Source organism: Streptomyces sp. NPDC020845 (assembly GCF_044334165.1).
Taxonomy (GTDB): Bacteria; Actinomycetota; Actinomycetes; order Streptomycetales; family Streptomycetaceae; genus Streptomyces.
Genome location: NZ_JBIRSJ010000022.1, coordinates 172,660 through 196,296 on the forward strand (window position 1 = coordinate 172,660; position 23,637 = coordinate 196,296).

Sequence of the window (23,637 nt, forward strand, 5' to 3'; positions counted from 1 at the left end):
CTTCCTCAAGGGCGGTGGCTCACGGTAGGAAGAATTGACTCTGGAGCGCTGCAGGCGGTTCGAGGCCGGCCGGCAGACCTGTCACGTCGATGTTGTAGTCGACCTTGCTTATGCGGGCGGCCGACTCGGCCGGCAGCAGGCGAAGGAGTGACTGGTCCAAGCGTGGCAGATGGTCGTCGACCATGAGGACCAGCGGCGTGCTGCGGAGCGACCAACGTTCATCGTCCGTGGACAGGATGTTCGAGCTGTCGGGTTGGAGGATGGCCGCGAGACGTTGCTCGAGTGTGTCGAGGGCGGCACCCGTTGTGTGTTGTGCGAACTGCTCTCGAACGGACGAGGCGCACTGGGTGAAGGTGCGACCGTGAGCACCGCCTCGGGTGAGCTGGATAGACACCAGCCAGAGCGGCCGGTCTGTACTCGGGGTGAGTTGAGAAAGGCCATGGATGGTGTGACTGCGTTCCTCCGAGGATGTGGTCTTGACCTCGATGTCATAAGACGGCAGACCGAAATCGTGCTCCTCGCCGTACGACCCTCTCCAGGATTCTGCGGCGGTTTGCCATCCATGCGAGGTGGCGATGGCTGTCAGCATCACCAGTTCGCCCATCAAGCCGATTCGTTTCTCCAAGCTCATCGCCCGGGGTTTGTCGAGAAGGGCACGCCAGGCCTGCACCGTCTCATTGAAGGCTTGATCCGGGGTCCGCCCCCGGTCAACGACGCGATCGGCGACGGCGCACAGGAGGTCGTGAAAGTCGCGCAGCAGCTGTCGTTGGGTGGTCCTGAGACGAGCCATGCGCAGGCCGTCGTACGCTATTTCCTCGACACGTATCAGCGGATGTGGCGAGCGCGGCAACCTCTGACGGGACGTGAGCTCCAAATGGAGGGCGATGTCGCGATCGTCCGTCACGACGTAGTCGACACGGGGCAGGGTACTGCCACCGAGAGGGATGGTCGTTCCTCGGCCGGCGTGAAGAAAGTGTTCGATCTGCGACCAATCGGCCTTGGAATCAGCCGTCATCGTCGGCCACCCGGTCCAGTTCACTGCGTGCCGCAGCCACCAATACCGATTGCCACAGCTGTAGGTTGTCCTTCTCGCGACGGCCGCTGTACTCCTTCTCGAAAACTTCATGCAGCAGCAGGTACATCAGCGACTTAAGAAGTGGGGCATCGTTGAGACTGCCGTCATGGCCGCCCAGGATCGCCTTGCGGTAGTGCTTGTTGAGCACGATGGTCCGCTGCTTGCGATCGACGTGGAAGAACAACTCGTTGTCCAACTTGTCCCAGCGGACGCCGATCGGGTCCTCATAGGGGAGGAGAGGCAACTCCTCCTCGATGGCCGCCCGTACGTCCGGAGCGATCCCCTTGCCCGGGCCGATCACCGCCTTGCGTGTGACACCTACTCGTCTGCGGGCCTCGCGGTAAGTGGTGTCTGCGGCCGTCAGGTACTGGGAGAACTTGGTGCCCGACTCGTCCACCGCTTCATCGAGTGCGGCTGTGAACTCTGGGGACAGGTCGACGCCTGACTTCTTGACTGTGAGTCGAAAGACATCGCCCAGCATCTCGGGTAGATCGATCGCCACGCGAGCAAGAGAAAGATGCTGTTCGGGCTGGCGGTAGTTGTTCCAGCCGCCGGCCTGGACGAGGCGGTCGTTTCGGTAGAAGTAGAAGCCCTGTCGATCGATGACGGAGCCCACGGCCCGGTACTCGTCGATGTTGGACTTGGGGGGCCAAATGTGGGCGTCGAGCACGATGTGGGAAGCGAGACTCTTGATCGAGGCGCCGAACTTCCGCGGGTAGTCCGCAGCACCGGTAACGGGGTAGGCGAACGGGTCCAGGGGGTCGACACCGAAGTCCAGGTAGACCGTGCCGGTCAGGACGTCCTCGACGGCGATAGTGATGTTGAAGTCCGCGCGAGCCAGAAAACGATGCAGGTAGAGCCCCAAGTGGAGGCCCAGTTTATTGATTGTGCGCTGTAGGTAGCGATCTGTCTGCCCGCTGCCGCCGTGCTTGGGGAAGTCCTTCACTCCGTCCCAGCGAACAATTGTGCCCTGCCATGTGATGGGCTTGTCGTAGTAGCGGTCGACGAGTCTCTGTGCGAAGTCGGAGTCGACAATATCGCACTGGAATCCGGACTTGGCGTGCTCCATCAACCAACGGCGTCCCGCGGCGCGGGTGCGTTTGGTGGTGCTCACCACTGTGACGGCGTCGGTGTGAGAGAGGGACGCCGACTTCAGGCCGGTACCGAACATCCCGAGAGACTTGGCGCCGTACGACTGGCGACCGCCGATCGTCATGGCGACGTCCAGCGCTTCGTCGTCCATGCCACGTCCGTCGTCCACGACGAGGAGGGAAACGAGTTGCTCGCCGTCACGAAGGAAGTGGATCACAACGTCTTTCGCGCCTGCGTCGATCGAGTTGTCGACGAGGTCGGCAATGGCCACCTCGAAGCCGTACCCTTGGCTGCTCAGCGCCTCCATGTACCGGGCATCCGGAGGTAGGTGCTTGCTACCGGTTGTGGGGACGTCGAACTGCCAGCCTGTCATCATCCGCCTTGAGATCCGGGAGTGCGAGGAGTGTGATCACTCGCAATCGCATGATTCGTACGAGTAATGGTGACGGTAGAGCAGGGGACCGACAAGTGGGTTGGAAGTTCTGAAACCGCGCTCTTCCGGCACGGGTCTATGAACTGTGTGGCCTTCTCGCGTCGGCGACGGCGGCAGCCACCCGCCCTGCCACATCGGACGGCGCTTCGTGCTCCCAGAAGCGCAAAACCGTCCATCCGTCCGTCGTGAGGCGTTCGGTGGTTTCAAGGTCGCGCGCCATGTTGCGATTCAGCTTGTTTCGCCACCAGTCGGCGTTCGCCTTCGGATGGGTCGCGTGCTGGGGGCAGCCGTGCCAGAAGCACCCATCGAGGAAGACAGCGATCTTGAGGCCAGGAAAGGCGATGTCGATGCTCCGACGTGGGAGCCCCGGGACGGGGCGGTGCAGACGGTAGCGATGCCCGCTGGCATAAAGGAGACGGCGCACAGCCATCTCTGGGGTGGTGTCCTGGCTGGCCTGGCGGCTCATGCGGGCGGAGACACCGGGGGAAGACGGTGTGACGGGCACGTGGCCATTGTGCCGGCCAGGGCAGATGTCACTGAGTCCGGGCAGCTGGACGGCGGCTTGTGCGCCACGGTCCGGCCTCTGCGGAAGGCATGCCTGAGCGGCGGGGCGTTACTGCTGCCCCTGCGGGTACGGCGGCTGGTGCGCCGGTGGCCAGGCCGGGTAGCCGTATGGGCTGGGCTGGGCGTACGTGGTGTGCGGCGCGTACGCGGCCTGGGGTGGGGTGGGCCAGTACGGCGGGGGCATCATTCCCGGGTGCGGGCGGGGGATTGGGCGGCGGGGGAGGGGGACGGAGAGGGCGGCGTGGGCCAGGGCCGGTTGGGCGGTTTCGCGGTGTTGCCAGAGGCGGTCCAGGAGCTCGCCCTCGCGGGTGGTGAAGTCGGGGCCCGCCGTGCCGAGGTAGGCGCGGTGGCGGAGGAAGGCGAGTGAGGTGGCGGTCGCGGTGTACTCGGCGACGATGCGGGCCGCGGCCGGGCCCTGGGTGCGGCGGGCGAGGTCGCGGGCTATGCCGCGGGCGCGCATGGAGGAGAGGGCGATGGGTTCTGGTGGGGTGAGCCAGCCGGCGGCCTGGTAGGTGGTGAGCTGGGTGCGTATGGTGCGCAGCTGGTTGTTGCGGGACCAGATGGTCAGCCAGGTGAGCAGGCCGAAGACGGGGACCATGAAGAGGGCGTAGACGGCGAGGAAGCCGTAGCCGCCGAAGGTGGCGGAGCCGTTCCAGAGGCCGTGCAGGACCATGGCGCCGAGCAGGGCGGCGAGGGGGACGAGGACGCGGCGCGCTCGCTGGTGCTGGGCGGCCGCGGCGGCTATGCCGAAGCCGATGCCGGTGGCGGCGGTGAAGAGGGGGTGGGCGAAGGGGGACATCACCGCGCGGATGAAGAAGGTCGCGGCGGTGGTGGAGCGGATGCCGGAGTAGCCGAATTCCTGGTCGCTGACGAAGGCCGTGCCGAGGTAGAGGATGTTCTCGGTGAAGGCGAAGCCGGTGGCGGTGATTCCGGCGATGACGACGCCGTCGACGATCCCGTTGAAGTTGCGGCGCCGGAAGAGGAAGAGGAGCAGTACGGCGGCGGCCTTGGCGCTCTCCTCGACGACGGGGGCGACCAGGGTGGCGCCCCAGGCGTCGACGTCGGCCTGGCTGGAGGAGGAGTCGGCGACGTTGGTGATCAGCCAATCGGTGGCGAAGCCGTTCGCGATGAGGGCGACGAGGGTCGCCGCGCACGCCCCCCAGGCGAAGGCGAAGATCAGGTTCCGCCAGGGTTCGGGTTCGATGCGGTCCATCCAGCGGAACGCGGCGATCAGCAGCGGTACGGGCAGGATGGCCAGGCCCAGGCCCACCAGGAAGCCCTCGGTGCCGGTCTGCTGGCGGACCAGGGCCAGGATGATCAGCCCGGAGAGGGAGAGCAGGACGATCAGGGCCGTGGCGCGCAGGGACTTGTTGGCCCACAGTGCGCTCAGCCGGCCGCCCCACGGGCCGCGGCCCGGCGGCGGGTGTGGCCAGTCGCCTCCGGCCGGCGGCACGGACGTGGGGCCGGTCCACGGCTGTTGTCCGTATGCCGTGGCCGGGGGGCCGGGCTGCTGGTGCGGGGGCGGGGACTGGTGCACCTGACGACCCTAACGAACGGCGGAATGGCGGACCGAAGGATTATGCCCAGGCGCTAAAGGGCGCTATGTCTCCGCTGTGTCCCGCGCTATGCCCCCGCTATGTCTCGCTGCGGCGGAAGATCAGATCGTGGACGATATGGCCCTTCTCCAGGCCCTGGCCCTCGAACTTGGTCAGTGGGCGGAAGGCCGGGCGCGGGCTGTAGCCGCCGTCGGGCTGGGTGTTCTCGAAGTGCGGGTCGGCGGTGAGGACCTCGAGCATCTGCTCGGCGTACGGCTCCCAGTCGGTCGCGCAGTGCAGCAGCGCGCCGGGGCGCAGCCGGGTGGCGGCGAGGGCGATGAACTCGGGCTGGATGAGGCGGCGCTTGTGGTGCCGCTTCTTGGGCCAGGGGTCCGGGAAGTAGACGCGCAGCCCGGCGAGGGAGGCGGGCTCCAGCATCTCGCGCAGCAGGATGATCGCGTCGCCGTTCGCCACCCGGATGTTGGAAAGATTCTTCCGCTCCGCGAGAGCGAGCAGATTGCCCTGGCCGGGGGTGTGGACATCGGCGGCCAATATGCCGGTGCCGGGGTCGGCGGCCGCCATCTGGGCGGTGGCCTCGCCCATGCCGAAGCCGATCTCCAGGACGACGGGCAGGCCCGGGTCGCCGAACAGCTCGCCGAGGTCGATACGCGAGAGGCCGTCGATGTCCAGGCCCCACTGGCCCCACAGGCGGCGCAGCGCCTCGCCCTGGCCCAAGGTCACCCGGCCGCGACGGGGGCGGAACGAGCGGATGCGCCGCTCGTGGTGCGAGCCGGCGGGGTCGGCCAGCGGGCCGCCCGGGAACATCGGCTCGGCGCGACGGTCGCGCGGGGTCGGCAGGGTGCGCTCGGCGCAGGGCTCGGGGGCGGTGTGGTTCTCGGACACAGTGCTTTCGATTCTACGGGCCCAGGCAGCCGCGCCCGGGCCCCTCATGCCCGAGCCCGAAGTGCCCGGGCCCCAGCGCTCAGGCCCGCATGCCCGACCGTTCAGCGCCCGACCGTTCAGCGCCCGACCGTTCAGCGCCCGGGCCCCAGCGCCCAGGCCCGACTCACAGCCGCTCCAGCACCCGTCTCGCGACCTCCCGCCCGATCGGCAGCGATGCCGTCGCCGCCGGCGAGGGTGCGTTCAGCACATGGACGACGCGGGGGGACTCCTTGATCAGGAAGTCGTCCACCAGCGTGCCGTCGGGCAGCACCGCCTGGGCGCGCACGCCCGCCGGGGCCGGTATCAGGTCGTCGGCCGTGACATCCGGCAGCAGACGGCGGACGGCGTCGGTGAAGGCGCCCTTGGACAGCGAGCGGCGCAGCTCGCCCGCGCCGTAACGCCAGTGGCGGCGGGCTATCCGCCAGGAGCCGGGGTACGCCAGCGTCCCGGCCAGCTCGCGCGGGCGGACCGTGTGCCAGGTGTAGCCCTCGCGGGCGAGGGCCGGCACCGCGTTCGGCCCGATGTGGACGGAGCCGTCGACGCCGCGGGTCAGATGGACGCCGAGGAAGGGGAAGGCCGGGTCGGGGACGGGGTAGACCAGGCCGCGCACGAGGGAGGCGCGCGAGGGGACCAGCTCGTAGTACTCGCCGCGGAAGGGGACGATCCGCATGCCGGGGTCGTCGCCCGCCAGCCGGGCGATCCGGTCGCAGTGCAGACCGGCGCAGTTGACCAGGGCGCGGGCCCGCAGCACCGTCCCGTCGCCCGTACGGACCGCGACCGCCGACGGGCGCCGCCCGATGGCGTGCACCCCCGCCCCGTACCGCACCGACGCCCCGGCGTCGCGCGCGAGGCGGGCCAGCCGGGCCGCCACGGCCTTGAAGTCACAGATGCCCGTCGTACCCACATGGATGGCGGCCAGGCCGCGCACCCATGGCTCGTGCTCGGCGAGCTGGGCGGGGCCGAGCTCGCGGACCGGGATTCCGTTCTCCCGGCCGCGCTGGACCAGGGCGTGCAGCCGGGGCAGCTCCGCCCGCTCCGTCGCCACGATGAGCTTGCCGGTCACCTCATGGGCGATGCCGTGCTCGGCGCAGAACTTGACCATCTCCGCCGCGCCCTGGGCCGCGAACCGCGCCTTCAGCGACCCGGGGCGGTAGTAGATGCCGCTGTGGATCACGCCGCTGTTCCGCCCCGTCTGGTGGCAGGCGGGGCCGGCTTCCTTCTCCAGGACGGTCACCCGGGTGCCGGGCGAGGCGCGCGTGATCGCATACGCCGTCGACAGGCCGACGATCCCGCCCCCGACCACCAGCACATCGCAGTCCAGCGCCCTCACGTCACCTCACCTCCCCACGCCGCGCACAATCCACTCACCGAACTTGATGACTATCATGACCCGCGCCACTGACAGCCATCAGAAACCCGCGTCACCCCCCGTGATCTGCCACTCCGCCGGTACCGAACGATCACGGCAGACGATCGCGTGCTCCGCCTCACCATCACGTGATCAGGCTGCCGGGCCGGAGCCGTCAGCCGTCCGGCCCGGCATGTCGCCCCCATCACGCGTCACCCCCGTCACACCGCCCCCTTCAGGCGTCACGCCGGCGCCATCAGCAGCGGCCGCGCCCGCTCCCGCAGTTCGGCGACGCGCGGCTCGTCGCGGTACGCCTCCAGGCGGTGCATCAGGTCCCGTACGTACTCGGTGGTGCGCGCGGACGATATTCGATTGGCGACCTCCACCGCACGGGCGCCCGCCGCGCACGCGGCGTCCAGATTGCCGGACTCCAGTTCGGCCACGGCGGACACGACGAGCCGCAGCCCGTGGGAGCGGACGAACTCCTCGGTGGGCCGGGCCAGCGCCTGCTCCGTGAACCGCCTTACCTGGCGCGGAAGTCGGAGGTCGCGATAGCACTCGGCGGCGTCGGCGGCGAACCGCTCGTGCGAGTAGAAGTCCAGCCAGGACGGGTCGGGATCGCCCGAACGGGACCGCTCGAGCCAGCCCTCCGCGGACTTGAGCGCCGCGCCGCAGGCCGGCCCGTCCCCGGCCTTGGCCTGGGCGCGGGCCTCGACGAGGCGGAAGAAGCTCATGGTGCGGGCGGTGGCCAGGCCGCGGTTGCGCTCGACGGCGGCCTGGGCCAGGTCCACGCCTTCGTCGGCGAAGCCCCTATAGGTGGCCTGCAGGCTCATGGAGGCCAGCACATAGCCGCCCAGGGGCACGTCGGCCGCGGCGCGCGCGAGGCGCAGCGCCTGGATGTAGTAGCGCTGGGCGGCCTCCTGCTGGCCGGTGTCGAAGGCCATCCACCCGGCGAGCCGGGTCAGTTCGGCGGTGGCGCCGAACAGGGAGCGGCCGACCTCGTCGCTGTACGAGCCGAGCAGCAGGGGCGCCGCGTCGACCCGTAGGCACTCGGGCACCATCGACGAACGCCAGTCGCCGCCGCCGTACTTGGAGTCCCATCGGCGCGCATCCACAGCGGCCTCGCGCAGCTTGGTGACGTCGCTGTGCCCGACGCGCTGCGGTAAGCCGTCCAGTCCCACGCTGCCCTCGGCGTCCTTGGGCTCGCGCGCGACCGACGGGTCGGCCGGGGTTATCAGCCAGCGGGACGCGGGCGTGGCATATGCGCTGACCGCGAAGGATCCGGCCAGACTCTGCCAGATCCCGCCCCCACCGCGCCGACCCGCCAGATCCAGCCGGTAGAGCTCGGTCGCCGAGCGCACGGCCTGGCCGATGTCGCGCGGGAAGGCGAGGCCGACCTCGGGCGCCGGATCGGCGTCGGCGAGCCCGATCTCATGGAGTGGTACGGGCCGCCCGAGTTTGCTCCCGATCGCGGCCGCAATCAGATGGGGCGCGGCGCCTTGGGGCACCATGCCCTTCGAGACCCAGCGGGCCACGGACGTCTTGTCGTAGCGAAGGGTCAGGCCACGCTGGGCTCCGAGGTCGTTGACTCTCCGCGCCAGCCCGGCATTGCTGATCCCCGCGAGGGCGAGAACGGTGCCGAGCTTCTCGTTCGGCCCGCGTGGCTCCCTGGTCATGCGTACCCCTCGACAGCACCGACGGCCGCCCCGGCATAGGCACGGGGCATTCGTAAACCCAGCGTAGTTCGCCGGATCCCGACCGTTAAGAGGTGGTGTCCCGGATGGCGAGATTCTTGTACGAACGGACGTGCGGAGCGTGGTGCGTGCTCCTGCTGTGTGTGGCTGTGCGCCTGTCCGTGCGCTCTGTCTCAGGGTTCGCGGGAACGTTTCGATGGGTCCTGCGTGGGTCGGCCCGCTGTACGGAATCAGTGGGCTGGGGGACGCCGCCGCCTCATTCCCCGCGGGCGGCGGAGCGGTCCGGGAGGCGGATGCCGCCTCCCGGACTGACGTACCGTCAGGTGTGATGCGGGGGAGAGGGCTTCCCGCCAGGCTGTCGTCGGGGCGCTGCCGGGGCGCCGCTGGGCGGTCGCAAACCGCCGCGAGATTTCCGTAAGTTCATCAAGAACGCTACGGAAATTTGGCCGAATATCGCCGGTCGACACCTGCCGTCGCCCTGTGTGGTGCTGATCACGGCCGGGCTCCCGCGCCGGGCCGGGGAGGGGAAGGTCCGGCGCGGCAGTCCTCCCCGTGGCGTCTGCGGCGTTCCTGCGGCGTCCTGCGCGTTCCTGCGGTGTTCCTGCGGCGTCCTGCGGTGTTCAGTGCATGCGCCCCGCGTCGACGGCTGCGCCCCGCGCCCGACGACTCGTACGGCTTGTACACCTCGTTCCAAGCGCGCCTCACGGGCGCCCAATTGGCGTCTCTGCGCCCTTGCGCGCCCCCTTGCGCCCCTCTCGTGGCAGCATGGGCCACGGCGGAGCGGTCCGTCGCGCCGACGACGGTTCCCGCGTGCGCGTCCGCGCTTGGCGGGATCACGTCTTGTGATCAACCCTGTTGTTCCTGTGGTCGACTGCGGTCAAAGGACATCCAGGAGATCCATGTAGTTGTCCGGTTCGATGCCGAAACCGTCGACGTGCTGTGCATGATGGCACCTACTTCTTGGTTGCCTTGTTTGCCCACACCCTGTGGAGGCGCGATGCGGTGGTTGGTGGGTTGGAGCAGTACCGCATCGGGGCCAGACCCCTCGCAGGGCCGCGCGGTCCAGCCGGTCGGCGCCCATCTCCTGTGGTCGGACCCCGATCCGCTGTGGGCGGTCGGCGACTGGCGGCCCGACGAGGTACGCGTCGTCCAGGCCGACCCCTTCTCCCGCCTCGCCGTCTTCGGCTGCTGCGGCGCGTCCGACGAGGAGCTGCGCGTCGGCCTGTTCGCCGCCCGCGGCGGCGCCCTGCGCCACCTCACCGCCTGGTCCGGCAGCTACACCGCCGTCGCCCAGATCGGCCGCCGCACCACCATCGTCGGCGACCTGGCCGGCGCCCGGCCCGTCTTCCACACGGACTGGGGCGGCGGCACCGCGTACGCCACGGCCGCCCTCCCGCTCGCCGACCTCATCGAGGCGCAGCTCGACGTCGGCCACCTCGGCGCGCTGCTGGCCTGCCCCGACTCCCCGGAGGCGATGGGCGACGGCACCCCGTACATGGGCGTCAGACGGGTGCCCCCGGGACACGCGCTGATCCTGCGCGACGGGGCCCGCGACATCGTCGGCTACGAGCCCACCGCCTCGCTCGCCGTCGCCGCGCCCCAAGTGGACCAGGAAAAGGCCGTGGACGGCGTACGGGACGCCCTCGTGGAGGCCGTACGGGCCAGGCTCACCGCGCCCCGCCACGCCCCCGACACCAGCGGCGGCCTCGACCCCGGCCCGGTCCCCGGCATGGGCCCCGCCGAACGGCGCGCGGCCCGCGGCGCACCCGCGCCCGGCATCGGCGCCGACCTCTCCGGAGGCAGCGCCTCCGCCACCCTGGCCCTGCTGGCCGCCGGACTGCCCGGAATGCCCGGCACCCTCCTCGGCCACGGCGCCGAAGCGGGCGAACGCCTCCTCGCCGTCACCTTCAACGACCTGGCCACCGCGGGCGGCGCCCGCGCCCGCGAGGCCGAGCTGGAACGGGCCGGCACCATCGCCGCCAACCCGCGGCTGCACCACGTCGTCGTCACCGCGGGCGAGGAAGCGCTCCCGTACGCCGCCCTGGACAGCGGCCCGCTCACCGACGAACCCGGCCCCTCCATCGTCAGCGCCGAACGCCACCGCCGCCGGCTCGTCGCGGGCAGCGCGGACCACTTCGTCGGCCACGGCGCCCGCCAGGCGCTCGACGCCCACCCGGCGCGCCTCGCCGACCTGCTCCTCGACCGAAGACGCCGCCACCTGCTACGCCCCGCCACCGCGCTTGCGAAGGCCGACGGGCCCTCCGGCCACTCCTTCTTCGTGCCCTTCACGGTCTACCGGGCGGCGCGCAAACTGGCCCGTACGTCCTACCGGGACGGCGTCGAGGACGCCGCGAGCCGCCTCCTGGAACGGCGCTTCACCGACGACGGCAGCGGAGGGCGAGACGGCGGCAGGTCCGGGCCCGGGGTCGTCTCCGCCTCCCTCGCCGCGCTCGCCTGGTGCCGGCCAGGACCCGCCGCCCGCTGGCTCACCGGCGAGGCGCTGGCCGAGGTGTCGCTGCGCCTGGAGCAGGCCGCGGCCCGCCCCGTCACCCTGCGCCGCCCCGGGGAGCGGCGCGCCGACGCGGCCCTGGCCAGGCACGCCGCCGACCACCGGGTGTTCGAGCAGGCGGCCGAGGTACGCAGCCAGCGCCTCCACGCCCCCTTCCTCGACAACCAGGTCGTACGGGCCTGCCGCGCGCTCCCCGAAGCGCTACGGGTGCAACCCGGGGCGCGCGCGGCCACGCTGCGCGCGGTCCTCGCGGGAGCCGGCATCCGCGACCTGCCACCCGGCTGGGGAGCCACCTCCCATGCCGCCCACGCCGCCGCCGTACGGGCCGGGCTGCGCGCCTGGGTCGGCGAGGTCGTCAACCTCTTCGACGCGCCGCTGCTCGCCGACGCGGGCCTGGTCGAGGCCCGCGTCGTACGCAAGGCGCTGCGCGCGGCGGCGGAAGGGGAGCGGCTGCCCCTGGACGGGCTGGCCGAACTCGTCTCCACGGAGGTCTGGCTGCGGCGGCTGCTGGCCCGGCGCGGCACCTGCTGGACGGGGACGGCGGCGCCGCGGCAGCGGGCGGTGGCGGGTGGAGTGGTGCCGCGGCCGAGCCTGTAGGGCTGCGGGTGGGGGTATGGGTGTGGGTGTGCGGTTATGGGCGTGTGGTGCTGCGGGTGTGGGTGTGGTGCTGCGGTTTGTCTTCGGGCCGTGGGTCCGGTCCGGGTCGGGTAACGGCACGCCAATTGACCACGTGTTCGTATGGTCCTACCGCTGACCCGAGGACAATGACCCCGTGCGGTATCTGATCCTCGGCTCGGCCGAAGCACGCGACGACAACGGGAACCCCCTGCCGCTGGGCGGTTCCCGTCTCCGCGCGCTGCTCACCGCGCTCGCCATGCGCGCCGCACGCCCCGCTCCCGTAGCCGTGGACGTCCTCATCGACGAGGTGTGGACCCACGACCCGCCCCAGGACGCCCCGGCCGCGCTCCAGGCGCTCGTGGGCCGTCTGCGCAGGGCCATCGGCCGGGACGCGGTGGTCTCCTCGCCCGGGGGCTACCGCCTCGCCACGAACGGCCAACAGGACGTCGACCTCCTCCACTTCGAGGCGCTGGCGAAGCACGGCACGCGGGCCCTCGGCGCCGGTGACGCACAAGAGGCGGCCGACGTGCTGCGGGAGGCGCTCGCGCTGTGGCGCGGCCCCGCGCTGGCCGATCTGCCGGACCGGGAGGCCGCCGCCGCCCGCCCCGAGGCGCTGCGGCTCACCGCGCTGCACCGCCGTATCGACGCCGACCTCGCGCTCGGCCAGGCGGCGGACGTCATACCGGAGCTGCGCGAGCTCGTCATGGACCACCCGCTCGACGAGACCTTCCACGCGCAGCTGATCCGCGCGCTGCACGCGTCGGGCCGCCCGGCCGACGCGCTCGCCGCGTACGAGGCGGTCCGCCGGACGCTCGCCGACCACCTCGGCACGGACCCGGGCACGGACCTCAAGGCGCTGCACGGGTTGCTGCTGTCGGGTGCGCCGCTGTCCTCCAGTGCGCCGCTGTCTGGCGCGCCGCTGTCCGGGGGGCCTGTGCCGCCCTCGGCGGGCGCGGGGCCCGCGGCGGTACGGCGTCCCGGCGGGCCGACCGGCCCGGTAGGCGACGGCGGCGCTGGCGGTGGCGGCGCTGGCGGTGGCGGCGGTGGCGGCGGTGGCGGCGGTGGCGGCGAACGGGGGGCGGCGCGCGGCTCTGAGGCGGCCTTTGGGGCGGGCGCCGCCTACGACGGTCGTGACGGTGGTGGGGAGGCCGGGGCATCCTCTTCCGGCGACGAGGCGAGGCACGGGCCGTACGGTCCTGTGGCGCCGCACGCGTCGGAGCCGACCCGTGTCGCGCACGCCGACCGCGTGCCCGAGGCGCCCCACGGTCCGGGGACGCCGGGCGGGATCCCCGGCGGCGACCGGCTCGCCGCCGGGGATCCCGCCCATGAGCCCAATTCGGCTCCTGGCTCAGCGGCGGCGGGCGGGGCTGCGGTGCCTCGCGCCTCGGAGTCAGTCGGCGGCGCGGCGGCGGGCCGTGGGGGAGCGGGCGCCCTGGGGCCGTACGCCGAGCGCGGTCCTGAGACACCCCAGGATGGCGGGCCGGCCGCCGGGTACGCCGCCCACGTGCCTGAGGCCGCCTATGGCAGCGGGCCGGCCGCTGGGCACGCCGCCCACACGCCCGAGGCCACCTACGGTGGCGGGTCGGCCGCCGCTGTCCACGGCGCCCGCGCCCCTGAAGCCGGCCCCGTCATGGCCCGCCCCGCCAGGGCGGCTCATGACGCCGGAACCGCCCTCATCGGCACCCCGCCCGCGCCGTCGAACGGCGGACCGGGACCGAGCGGGCCGCAAGGCGGCGGCTTGCGTCCGCGCGGGAACCTCCGGGCGCGGCTCACCAGCTTCGTCGGGCGGCAGAGCGAGATCGGGGACCTCCACGGGGATCTGCGCGGCGCTCGGCTGGTCACGCTCACCGGCCCGGGCGGCTCCGGCAAGACCCGGCTCTCCGAAGAGGCCGCCTCGACCGTCACAACTGCCTACCCCGACGGGGTTTGGGTCGCCGAACTCGCCAAGCTCGACCATCCCGCCGCCGTCCCCGGAACCGTCCTGAGCGCTGTAGGCGACCGTGAGACGTCCCTGCTCGCCACCGGGCTGGAAGGGCGGATCGGCCCGGCGGACGGCGCCGATCCGACCGCGCGCCTCGTCGAGCTCTGCGCGCACCGCCGTCTGCTGCTCCTGCTCGACAACTGTGAGCACGTCATAGACGCCGCGGCGCGGCTCGCCGAGACGCTGCTCGCGCACTGCCCGGGGGTGACCGTGCTGGCCACCAGCCGGGAGCCGCTGGGCGTGCCGGGCGAGACCGTACGGCCCGTGGAGCCGCTTCGGCCCGCGCCCGCCCACCAGTTGTTCGCCGAGCGCGCCGCGGCCACCCTGCCGGGGTTCGACCCGGCGCGGGACGCGGACACGTCGGCCGCGGTCGCGGAGATCTGCCGTCGGCTGGACGGTTTGCCGCTGGCGATCGAGCTGGCGGCCGCGCGGCTGCGGCTGTTGACCCCGCGCCAGATCGCCGACCGGCTCGACGACCGCTTCCGCCTGCTGACCAGCGGCAGCCGGACCCTGCTGCCGCGCCAGCAGACGCTGCGGGCCGTCGTCGACTGGTCCTGGGACCTGCTCGACGAGCGCGAGCGCACGGTGCTGCGCCGGGCTTCGGTGTTCGCGGGCGGATGGGGGCTGAGCGCGGCGGAGGCGGTGTGCGCGGACGCGCCGCCCGCCACCGACCTGCCCGCCACCGACCTGCCCGCCACCGACCGGCCTGCCACTGACCTATCCGCCACCGACCGGCCTGCCCGCCCCCACGAGCACATAGCCCCCGGCGATGTGCTCGATCTGCTCGGGGCGCTGGTCGACAAGTCGCTCCTGGTCGTCGACCATCCGACGGCCGACCGGGCCTCAGACGACCCGATCCCGGAAGACCCGGCCCCGGAAGACCCGGCCCCAGAGGGCCCGGCCCCGGAGGCGGCCCCGGCCCCGGAGGCGGCCCCGGCCCCGGAGGATTCCGTCGGCGCCCCGGGCGCGGCCCCCTCCGAGGTCCGCTACCGCATGCTGGAGACGATCCACGAGTACGTCGGCGAGCGGGCCGTCGAGGACCCCGCCGCCCGGGCCGACCACGCCGCCGCCGTCGCCCGCCACACCACCCACTTCCTCGACTTCGCCCGCACCGCCGAGCCACGGCTGCGCTCCGCGGAACAGCTTTCCTGGCTGCACCGCGTCGAGGCGGAACTCGACAACATCCGAGCCGCCCTGAAGCGCTCCCTTGAGGCGTGCGACGAGCAGACCGCGATCGACTTCGTCACGGCCATGAGCTGGTTCTGGTGGCTGCGCAACTACCGGGACGAGGGCATTGCCTGGACTCGTGAGGCGTTGATCCTCGGCGGCTCCATGGGGCGCGGCGACATCTACAGCATGCTCGGTTCGATCCCCGAGGAGGTCCCGTCCGGGCAGGATGGCGTCGACGCGGCCGTCACGCGCTACTGGGACCAGATGGACCTGCGGCTCCTGCTGTTCTTCTTGAACGCCGACAACGCCGATGGGCCGACCCTGAGCAGCCCCGAGGCCGTGACCGCGGCCCTTCGCATCCGCGATGCCTACATGGCCCACCCCAGCCCGCGCACCGCCCGCTTCCCCGGCATGCTGTGGCCGTTCGCCGGGTTCGTCATCGACGGCCACACCGGGGCGATGCCACTGATGAGCGAGGTGGTGGCCCACTGCAGGGCGTATGGCGACGACTGGGCGGTCGGCGTGGCGCTGATGTTCCGTACGCACGTGACCATCGATTCGTCGGGCGGTATGAAGAACGCCGAGGCGGACTGGGCGGAGCTGCGGGAGCTGAGCAGACGGGTCGGCGACCGGTGGATGCTCGCCCAGGTCGAGACCGCCGCGGGCGAGATGGCCGCGAGCCGCGCCCGGCTCGACGAGGCGCGGGCCTCCTACGAGCTGGCGCGGCGGCTCGCGCGGGAGATCGGCGCACACACCGAGACGCCGTTCCTCATCACCCGGCTGGCTGACGTGGCGATCAACGCCGGGGACTTCGACCGCGGCGAGAAGCTGCTGGACCAGTCGGACCAGGAGGCGGGGCGCCGCGGCTCCAGGGACGTCCAGTCCTTCAACCGCTTGCTGCGCTCACTGATCGAGCTGCACCGCGGAGATCTGGCCCGGGCGCGGACGCTGTGCGACGAGGCGCGGCGCACCGGTGAGCAGGCGACCCCGCCCCCGCAGTTCTGGATCATCATGGACGGCGTGGACGCCCGCATCACCGCCGACGAGGGCGATGCGCCCGGCGCGCTGTGCAAGGTGCGCGACAACCTGAGCAGGGGCGTCGAGGCCGGTTGTACGGAGCTCCTGCTGGCCCGCCAGGCGGAGACCGCCGCCCACGCCCTGGTGGGTTGCGACGAGGAGCGCCTTGCCGCCCGGCTGCTGGGCGCGGCCGACGCCTGGCGCGGCGAGCTGCAGCGCACCCCGCTCATGCTGCGCGAGGACGAGAGGACCGTGGCGGCCGCGCACCGCGCCCTGGGCCGCGAGGCGGCCCAGGCGCTGCGCGCCGAGGGCGCGGGCCTGTCCGTCGAGCAGGTCATCGCCCTGCTCGACGAACTGGTGACCGCTGCCTAGCCCGACGCCCGACCGTTGCCACAGCCTCAGACGACCGCTGCCGCAGCCTCAGACGACCGCTGCCGCTGCCCAGCCCGACCACTGCCTGGCCCCGGATGACCGCCGTTCAGCCCGACAGACCCCCGCCTGGCCCGACAACTACCCAGCCCAGATGACCGCTGCCCAGCCCAGGGCGCGTGTCACCCCTCAGAACGCGTGTCACCCCGCAGGGCGCGTCACCCCGCAGGGCGCGACCGCAGCCCGTCCAGGAGGATGTCCAGCAGCCGCGCCGACGCCGCCGCCTGCTGCACCGCGTCCGGCAGCGAGGGCGCCGCCGTGGCGATCACCAGCAGTACGTCGGCCACCGTCACGTCCGGCCGCAGCTCGCCCGCTTCCCGCGCCCGGTCCACCAGCTGCCCGACGACCTCCAGCAGCGCCGCGGCGCCCGCGTCGTCAGGGCCGCCCGGGACGACGGGGCTGGGCTGCTCCACCAGCCGCAGCTCCGGCTGGGGAGGGTCGGCTAACCCCACCTGCCGCTGCTGCGGCACCCGGACCTCCGCCTCCACCTCGACCCCGACCCGCAGCACCTGGGGCGGCAGCAGCCGGCCCGCGCCGGAGGCCACCGAGGTGCGCAGGAACCGGGCCAGCGCCGACCATGGCTCGTTCTCCTGGCCGAGGGCGGCGCGCGCCTGGTCGGTCAGCCGGGCGGTCTCCTCCTCGGCTATGCGACGGACCAGGACGTCCTTGCTGGGGAAGCGCCGATAGACGGTGCCCACCCCGACCCGCGCGCGCCGCGCGACGTCCTCCATGGGAGCGCCGTACCCCAGCTCCCCGAAGACCTCGCGCGCCGCCCGCAGCACATGCTCGAGATTGCGCTGCGCGTCCACGCGCAGCGGAGTGTTCCGGCCGCCGGCACCGTCCACCGATGCGACGGCTGACGACCAATGAGAACCCTGAAGCTGCATAGTGATCCCCCGGTAATGACGTCTCCCCCCGGAGACTCCCCGCCCAGAACGCCGGGGCAGTCACGACCCCGACGGAGTACGAACATAGTTGAGCGCCGGTCAAGAAAGAAGGGGGTAGGTCCGGACAGATCGACCCCCGTTCGGAGTACCGCACCGCCCATCACCGCTTCCCCACCCGCCCACTACCTCGCGCCCCCCTACTGACCTGCGCACCTTCCGTACGCTTGACCGAATGGGCGCGGCGGGGCGCGCCGAAGCCGCCGGTCACACAATTCGTCGGGCCTGTGGACAAACCGCGGCTGTGCGTGCCTCATGGGAGGGTGAAGGAACCTGCGCGCATTCTCGTTGTCGGCGGTGGCTACGTCGGGATGTACACCGCGCTGCGCCTCCAGCGGAAGCTGAAGAGGGAGCTGGGGCAAGGCGACGTACAGGTCATCGTGGTCGACCCCGAGCCGTACATGACCTATCAGCCGTTCCTCCCGGAGGCCGCGGCCGGATCGATCTCGCCACGCCATGTCGTCGTGCCGCTGCGTCGCATCCTGCCCCGCTGCCAGGTCGTGATCGGCGAGGCCGTGGCGATCAACCACGGCAAACGCACCGCGACGATCAAAACCCTCGCCACTGCCGAGGAGAGCACGGGCGCGGTCGAGATCCACTACGACGAGCTCGTACTGGCGCCCGGCTCCGTCTCCCGCACCCTCCCGGTCCCCGGCCTGGTCGACCACGGCATCGGCTTCAAGACCGTGGAGGAGGCCATCGGCCTGCGCAACCACGTCCTGGAGCAGCTGGACATCGCCTCCTCCACCCGGGACCCCGATGTCCGGGACGCCGCGCTCACCTTCGTCTTCGTCGGCGGCGGATACGCGGGCGTCGAGGCGCTCGCCGAGCTCGAGGACATGGCCCGCTACGCCGTCCGCTACTACCACAACATCGCGCCCGAGGACCTGAAGTGGATCCTGGTGGAGGCCACCGGCCGCATCCTCCCGGAGGTCGGGGAGGAGATGGGCAAGTACGCGGTCCGGGAGCTGCGCGGCCGCAATATCGACGTACGGCTGGAGACCCGCCTCGACTCCTGTGTGGACCGGGTCGCGGCGCTGAGCGACGGCTCGCGCTTCCCCACCCGCACCCTGGTGTGGACCGCGGGGGTCAAACCGCACCCCATCCTGGCCTCCACCGACCTCCCGGTGAACGCGCACGGCCGCCTCAAGTGCACCGCCGCCCTCCATGTGGACGGAGTGGAGCACGCCTGGAGCGCGGGCGACGCCGCGGCGGTCCCGGACCTGACGGCGGAGGAGCCCGGCAAGGAGTGCGCCCCCAACGCCCAGCACGCGCTGCGCCAGTCGAAGGTGCTCGCCGAGAACGTGATCGCCTCCCTGCACGGCCGGCCGCTGAAGGATTACGAGCACCAATACGCCGGCTCGGTGGCCTCCCTCGGCCTCCACAAAGGCGTCGCCCATGTGTACGGGCGGAAGCTGAAGGGCTACCCCGCCTGGTTCATGCACCGCGCCTATCACCTCAGCCGGGTGCCGACCTTCAACCGGAAGGCGCGCGTTTTGGCCGAGTGGACCCTGTCGGGGCTCTTCAAACGGGAGATCGTCTCGCTCGGGTCGCTGGAGAACCCGCGGGCCGAGTTCAAGCTCGCCGCCGACACCGGCCGCCATCCCGAGGCCAGTTGACGCCAGCCGACGCCGGTTCGGGCCCGTTCGGCCCGTTGGAGCGGAGGCGGGAACTGCCCCCACCCGACCGGCGTCTCACGGATGTCAGTCCGGTCGGTCACACTGGACGTGTGACCATGGGTGGGCTCGTACCTGCAAAGAGTGACAATCGCGAGGATTCGGAAGTTTGCTGCATTCCCCTGGGGGCCGTCCCCCCGCACCCACACCCTTTCCGTACCCCCGCGCCGGCGCGCCGCTCAGCCACAACCTCGCGAGGTAACCCCCGGTGAACTTCACACGCTGGAGCGCCCGGCTTCCCCGAACACAGCGACGCACCGCCGCCCGGGCCGACCGCGCCGCGCGGCGGCCCCAGCCCGCGGCCGCGGGCGGCGGCAGCGGCTCAGTCCCGGCTGCCCGGGGCGAGCGCTCCGACCCCTCGGACCGCGGCGAGCCGCCGCCGGGCGCGGCGGCCCAGGCCCTGGAGGACGGGCTCCCCACCGCCGTCCCCACCCTCGACGGGCTGTCCGTCCATGACGTCCTCGGCCAGGTCCCGGCCCTGGTCGCCGTCGTTTACGGCCCCGATCACCGCATCGCGTACGTCAACGACTCCTATACGGCCATCTTCGGCGCCCGGACCCCAGGCGCCGCCGCCCGCCAGGCCCTGCCCGAGCTGCAGGAGCTGGGGCTGCTGCCGCTCATGGACCAGGTCCTGCGCAGCGGTCGGCCGCGTACGGTCAAGTCCCGGCGCGTCTCCGGGGCGAGGGCCGGGGCCGCGCCGGGCGCTGAGGCGGCGGCAGCGGGCTCCGGGGCCGCGAGCCCGGCGAGCGCGGGCGGCCGGGTGCGCCACGGCTACTACACCTTCACCTGCTCCCCGATCGAGATGGCCGCCCCGCTGCCCGCTCCGGCTCTGGCACCGGCCGTGGCTCCTGCCGCCGCATCCTCCGGGCCCGACAGCGCGTCCAGCAGTACGCCCGAGGCCGATGCCGATACGGTGACCCACACCGAGGCGGATGCCGGGACTGTCGCGGATGCCGCTGCCCCAGTGGCCGCACCCGGTACGGGCCAGGCGCCGTCGATGCTCGGCCCCAGGGCCGAGCAGCCCCGGCTGCGCGGCGTGCTGGTCTTCGGCGCCGACGTCACCGACCAGGTGGAGGCCGCCGAGCGGCTGCGCGCCAGCGAGCGCCTGCAGCGCCAGGCCGCCGTCACCCTCCAGCGCAGCCTCCTCCCGCAGGAGCTCGAGCAGCCCGACGACCTCAGGGTCGCCGCCACATACCAACCGGGCGGCACGGACGCCGCTGTGGGCGGCGACTGGTACGACGTCATCACGCTCGGCGCCGGCCGTACCGCCCTGGTCATCGGGGACGTCATGGGGCGCGGCGTCCGCGCCGCCGCCGTGATGGGCCAGCTGCGTACCGCCGTCCGCGCGTACGCCCGCCTCGACCTCCCCCCGCACGAGGTCCTGCAGCTCCTGGACGGCCTGGCCGCCGAGATCGACCCCAGCCAGATCGCGACCTGCGTCTACGCCGTCCACGACCCGAACGAGAACCGCCTGGTCTACGCCTCGGCGGGCCATCTGCCGATCCTGGTCCGCGACCCGGACGGCACCGTGAGCCGCGCCGCCGAGCCCACCGGACCACCGCTGGGCACCGGCGGCTGGCTGCACACCTCGGCCTCGCTCCCCTTCGGCCCCGGCTCCAGCGCGGTGCTGTACACCGACGGGCTGGTGGAGCGGCGCGACAAGGACATCTACGAGGGCGTCGCCGCGCTGGAGCGCGTCTTCGCGGGCGCCACGGGCACGCCCCAGGTGATGTGCGACCGCTTGATCCGGGCGCTCGGCATCACCGCGGAGCACGACGACGACGTGGCCGTGCTGGTCCTGCAGCACCCCGCCCGCACCGGCCATGACGCCGAGCTGTTCCACAACGCGGCCCTGGATCTCCTCGGCGGTGTGGAGGCGGCCCCTCGGGCGCGGGCGTTCGCGTCCGGCGTCCTCGCCAGCTGGCGCTTCCCCATGGAGCTGCGCGACCTGGGTGTGCTCGCCGCCAGTGAGCTGGTCGCCAATTCGCTCCAGCACGGCGTGCCGCCGATGCGCCTGCGGCTGCGTCGTACAGACCGCCGCCTGATCATCGAGGTGACGGACGGGGACGAGCATCTGCCGCGCCGCCGCCGCGCCGAGCCGGCGGACGAGGCCGGGCGCGGTATCTCGATCGTCGCGACCATCGCCTCGTCCTGGGGCTCGCGCCGCACACCGGGCGGGGGCAAGGCGGTGTGGTGCGAGTTCGCCCTCCCGGCGGGGTAGACCGCCCGCGGCCCAGGGTGAGCGACGGAACCCCGTCCCTCCGGCGGAGGGACGGGGTGAGGGTGAGCAGGGCTTGGGCCTGATACGCGGCTCCGGCGCGTCGGCCCGCCACAAGCGCCAGACCGTCGGCCCGCCACAAGCGCCGGACCGACGGTCTGGCGCGGGCGCGGCGCCAGGCCGACGGTCGAGCCGCCGCCCCGACCGTCAGGCCGCGGTGGTCACCGGCTCCACCGCCGCCGACTCCACGCGCTGCGCGGGCACCGTGGCCTCCTGGACGCCGCGCAGCGGGTTGTCCTGGCGGGCCGTGAGCCGCCCGCCCAGCCGCAGCGCGAGCGCCGCGATGCCGAGGGAGCAGCCGACGAGCATCGCGATGTACGCCACGTACATCCCGGCCCCGGCCATCAGTCCGCCCACAGCCGGGCCGACGGCCAGCGCCAGCTGCTTGACCAGGGCGAACCCGGAGTTGTACTGCCCGACCATGGTCGGCGGCGCCAGATCGGCCACCAGCGGGGCGACGGTCGGCGACAGCATCGCCTCGCCGAGCCCGAAGAGCGCGTACGACGAGATGATCGCGCCGGTCGCGACGGCCTGGCTGCCCGGCACCAGACCGGAGGCCCCCGCCGCCAGCCAGGCCACCGTCCAGACGAGCCCGGTCAGCGCGATGACCCGGCTGCGCCGCCGCCCCTCGACCAGCCGGAGCACGACGAACTGCGCCAGCACGATGGCCATCGTGTTCGCCGCCAGCGCGGCGCCGAGCATCGCGGGCGAGATATGGGCGACCTCCACCGCGAACGCCGCCAGCCCTGATTCGAACTGCCCGTAGCAGGCGAAGAACATCACGAAGCCCAGCACACACAGCTGCACCATGGCCCGGTTACGCAGCATGGCCCGCCAGCCGCCTCCGGATCGTTTTCCCACGGCCGACGCCGGGTCGAGCTTCGAAACCGCTGGCAGTCGTACGGTCGCCACGGCAGCGCCCAGCACCAGGAACATCACCGATTCGATCGCGAACAGCCGGACGAAGCTCGACGGCTCGGAGGGATCGACCAGCAGCCCGCCGAGCAGCCCGCCGACGCCGAGGCCGAGGTTGTTGAGGAAGAACTGGGTGGCGAACGCGCGCGAACGGGTGGTCGTGGTCGAGCACCACACGATCATGGTGGCGAGGGCGGGCTGGATCACCGCGATCCCCGCTCCGAGCAGGGCCACCGCGGCGATGACGGACGCCTCGTCGGCGGCCAGCCCCAGTCCCATGGACCCGAAGGCCGAGGCCACGGCACCCGCCAAGGCCACTGGCAGCGGCCCTCGCCGGTCGATCACCCGACCGGTGAAGGGCAGCACGGCCAGCGCCGCGACGGCGAACACCGCGAGCACCATGCCCGCGGTACTCGCGCCCAGGTCCCGCACCTGCGCCACATAGACGAACAGGAACGGAACGGTGAAGCCGTTGCCGAACGCGCTCAGCGCGTTCCCCAGCTGGATCCGGCGCAGCGCAGCGCCCATCGCGGTGGTCACACTCACCTGCCTAGGTCGAAAACGTTCGATGACGAGTAGGAGAACTTCGAACAGTCGAAGCATCAAGACTTCAACAGTAAAGTTCGAAGCTAAAGAGTACATGGCGAAGGACTTCAACGCGAATGGGTTACGTGCCATACTGCGCGGCATGTCTGAGACCCCCGGCCCGGCCGAGCCGAGCCTCGAGGAGCAGATCGCGGCCTACCAGCGCGAGTTCCAGGATCTGGACCCGCAGGTGGAGCAGGTCGTCAGCGCCCTCAGCCGGCTCAATCGGCGGATGAACGTCGCGTACAGCCGCCAGACCGCGACCTTGGGCATCAGCAACGCCGAGTGGGAGGTGCTGAAGGTCCTCGTCGTCTCCGGAGCCCCGTATCGACTGGGCCCCGGCGACCTCGCCAAGCGGCTCGGCCTCACCCCGGCCGCGATGACCCACCGCATCGACCGCATGGCGAGCGACGGTCTGGTCACGCGCGAGCGCGATGAGGCCAATCGGGTGCGCGTCATCGTGGAGCTGACAGCCGAGGGCCGGGAGAAGTGGCTGGAGGCCATGCGGATGGCGTCCGTCTTTGAGGAAGATCTTCTCCAGGACCTGTCGAGCGAGGAGCGCGCGGCGTTCGGCGAGATGCTGATGCGGGTCCTGCGCCGTGTGGAGGAGACCCAGCCGGACGCCGGCGGACGGCTGAGTGACCTGGACTGACATCGCACGCCGGGGGTGTTTGACACGCACCGGAGCGATGCGTAATGTACTCCGAGCTGCCACGGAGCCTTAACGGTTCTTCGGTAGCCGCTCGCGCCGCATCGGCGCAAACCACTACTGCACGGCCCCTCATCGGGATGGATTTCGGCGTGCCCGGAATTCGTCCGGGAGGCTCGATTA

The 23,637-nt window shown here is 72.1% G+C and carries 14 protein-coding genes; 5 read left to right on the plus strand and 9 right to left on the minus strand.

The genetic code is table 11. From position 1 onward, the window contains the following. Positions 1–19 precede the first annotated feature (19 nt). The 7 genes from ACH4U7_RS45015 to ACH4U7_RS45045 form a co-directional block, all read right to left on the minus strand. Complete coding sequence (locus ACH4U7_RS45015) at positions 20–1,015, minus strand: PD-(D/E)XK motif protein (RefSeq protein WP_398533564.1); 996 nt, start codon at positions 1,013–1,015, stop codon at positions 20–22. Next, a complete protein-coding gene (locus tag ACH4U7_RS45020; protein ID WP_398533565.1) occupies positions 1,005–2,543 on the minus strand; it encodes an ATP-binding protein in 1,539 nt (512 codons plus the stop codon). Before ACH4U7_RS45020 ends, ACH4U7_RS45015 begins: the two co-directional genes overlap by 11 nt. A gap of 133 nt (positions 2,544–2,676) precedes the next feature. After that, positions 2,677–3,066 carry a very short patch repair endonuclease gene (locus ACH4U7_RS45025; RefSeq protein ID WP_398533579.1) on the minus strand — a complete coding sequence of 130 codons (390 nt, stop codon included), beginning with the start codon at positions 3,064–3,066 and terminating at the stop codon, positions 2,677–2,679. A gap of 147 nt (positions 3,067–3,213) precedes the next feature. Then, positions 3,214–4,701, minus strand: coding sequence for a PrsW family intramembrane metalloprotease (locus ACH4U7_RS45030; protein WP_398533566.1), 1,488 nt, complete (start codon positions 4,699–4,701; stop codon positions 3,214–3,216). 97 nt (positions 4,702–4,798) lie between these two features. After that, on the minus strand, positions 4,799–5,524 hold the full coding sequence (gene trmB / locus ACH4U7_RS45035; RefSeq protein WP_398533580.1) for a tRNA (guanosine(46)-N7)-methyltransferase TrmB: 726 nt from the start codon (positions 5,522–5,524) through the stop codon (positions 4,799–4,801). A gap of 241 nt (positions 5,525–5,765) precedes the next feature. After that, positions 5,766–6,971 carry an L-2-hydroxyglutarate oxidase gene (lhgO, locus tag ACH4U7_RS45040; RefSeq protein ID WP_398533567.1) on the minus strand — a complete coding sequence of 402 codons (1,206 nt, stop codon included), beginning with the start codon at positions 6,969–6,971 and terminating at the stop codon, positions 5,766–5,768. A gap of 260 nt (positions 6,972–7,231) precedes the next feature. Further along, positions 7,232–8,665 (minus strand): MFS transporter, encoded by a 1,434-nt coding sequence (locus tag ACH4U7_RS45045; protein WP_089504617.1) that lies wholly within the window; start codon positions 8,663–8,665, stop codon positions 7,232–7,234. Between the two features lie 1,015 nt (positions 8,666–9,680). On the opposite strand from ACH4U7_RS45045, the gene ACH4U7_RS45050 reads away from it, so the two are divergent. Next, positions 9,681–11,789 carry an asparagine synthase-related protein gene (locus ACH4U7_RS45050; RefSeq protein WP_398533568.1) on the plus strand — a complete coding sequence of 703 codons (2,109 nt, stop codon included), beginning with the start codon at positions 9,681–9,683 and terminating at the stop codon, positions 11,787–11,789. 175 nt (positions 11,790–11,964) lie between these two features. Continuing rightward, the gene (locus ACH4U7_RS45055) at positions 11,965–16,350 is read left to right on the plus strand and encodes a BTAD domain-containing putative transcriptional regulator (protein WP_398533569.1); all 4,386 of its coding nucleotides are present in this window, start codon (positions 11,965–11,967) and stop codon (positions 16,348–16,350) included. 215 nt (positions 16,351–16,565) lie between these two features. On the opposite strand, the gene ACH4U7_RS45060 is transcribed toward ACH4U7_RS45055, so the two are convergent. Then, positions 16,566–17,294 carry a TetR/AcrR family transcriptional regulator gene (locus ACH4U7_RS45060; protein WP_398533570.1) on the minus strand — a complete coding sequence of 243 codons (729 nt, stop codon included), beginning with the start codon at positions 17,292–17,294 and terminating at the stop codon, positions 16,566–16,568. 368 nt (positions 17,295–17,662) lie between these two features. Between ACH4U7_RS45060 and ACH4U7_RS45065 the strand changes: the two genes are divergently transcribed. Then, positions 17,663–18,970 carry an NAD(P)/FAD-dependent oxidoreductase gene (locus ACH4U7_RS45065; RefSeq protein WP_398533581.1) on the plus strand — a complete coding sequence of 436 codons (1,308 nt, stop codon included), beginning with the start codon at positions 17,663–17,665 and terminating at the stop codon, positions 18,968–18,970. Positions 18,971–19,235: 265 nt separating this feature from the next. Further along, on the plus strand, positions 19,236–21,248 hold the full coding sequence (locus ACH4U7_RS45070; protein WP_398533571.1) for a SpoIIE family protein phosphatase: 2,013 nt from the start codon (positions 19,236–19,238) through the stop codon (positions 21,246–21,248). Between the two features lie 204 nt (positions 21,249–21,452). On the opposite strand, the gene ACH4U7_RS45075 is transcribed toward ACH4U7_RS45070, so the two are convergent. After that, positions 21,453–22,760: an MFS transporter gene (locus ACH4U7_RS45075; protein WP_398533582.1), complete on the minus strand. Its 1,308-nt coding sequence runs from the start codon at positions 22,758–22,760 to the stop codon at positions 21,453–21,455. A gap of 148 nt (positions 22,761–22,908) precedes the next feature. Between ACH4U7_RS45075 and ACH4U7_RS45080 the strand changes: the two genes are divergently transcribed. Beyond that, positions 22,909–23,457: a MarR family winged helix-turn-helix transcriptional regulator gene (locus ACH4U7_RS45080; RefSeq protein ID WP_398533572.1), complete on the plus strand. Its 549-nt coding sequence runs from the start codon at positions 22,909–22,911 to the stop codon at positions 23,455–23,457. Positions 23,458–23,637 lie beyond the last annotated feature (180 nt).

Bases quoted from the DNA above. Each gene is read 5' to 3' on its own strand.
- ACH4U7_RS45050 (WP_398533568.1), top strand. From the start codon at position 9,681: ATGCGGTGGTTGGTGGGTTGGAGCAGTACCGCATCGGGGCCAGACCCC.
- trmB (WP_398533580.1), bottom strand. From the start codon at position 5,524: ATGTTCCCGGGCGGCCCGCTGGCCGACCCCGCCGGCTCGCACCACGAG.
- ACH4U7_RS45015 (WP_398533564.1), bottom strand. From the start codon at position 1,015: ATGACGGCTGATTCCAAGGCCGATTGGTCGCAGATCGAACACTTTCTT.
- ACH4U7_RS45060 (WP_398533570.1), bottom strand. From the start codon at position 17,294: ATGCAGCTTCAGGGTTCTCATTGGTCGTCAGCCGTCGCATCGGTGGAC.
- ACH4U7_RS45045 (WP_089504617.1), bottom strand. From the start codon at position 8,665: ATGACCAGGGAGCCACGCGGGCCGAACGAGAAGCTCGGCACCGTTCTC.
- ACH4U7_RS45080 (WP_398533572.1), top strand. From the start codon at position 22,909: ATGTCTGAGACCCCCGGCCCGGCCGAGCCGAGCCTCGAGGAGCAGATC.
- ACH4U7_RS45065 (WP_398533581.1), top strand. From the start codon at position 17,663: ATGTACACCGCGCTGCGCCTCCAGCGGAAGCTGAAGAGGGAGCTGGGG.
- ACH4U7_RS45020 (WP_398533565.1), bottom strand. From the start codon at position 2,543: ATGATGACAGGCTGGCAGTTCGACGTCCCCACAACCGGTAGCAAGCAC.
- ACH4U7_RS45025 (WP_398533579.1), bottom strand. From the start codon at position 3,066: ATGAGCCGCCAGGCCAGCCAGGACACCACCCCAGAGATGGCTGTGCGC.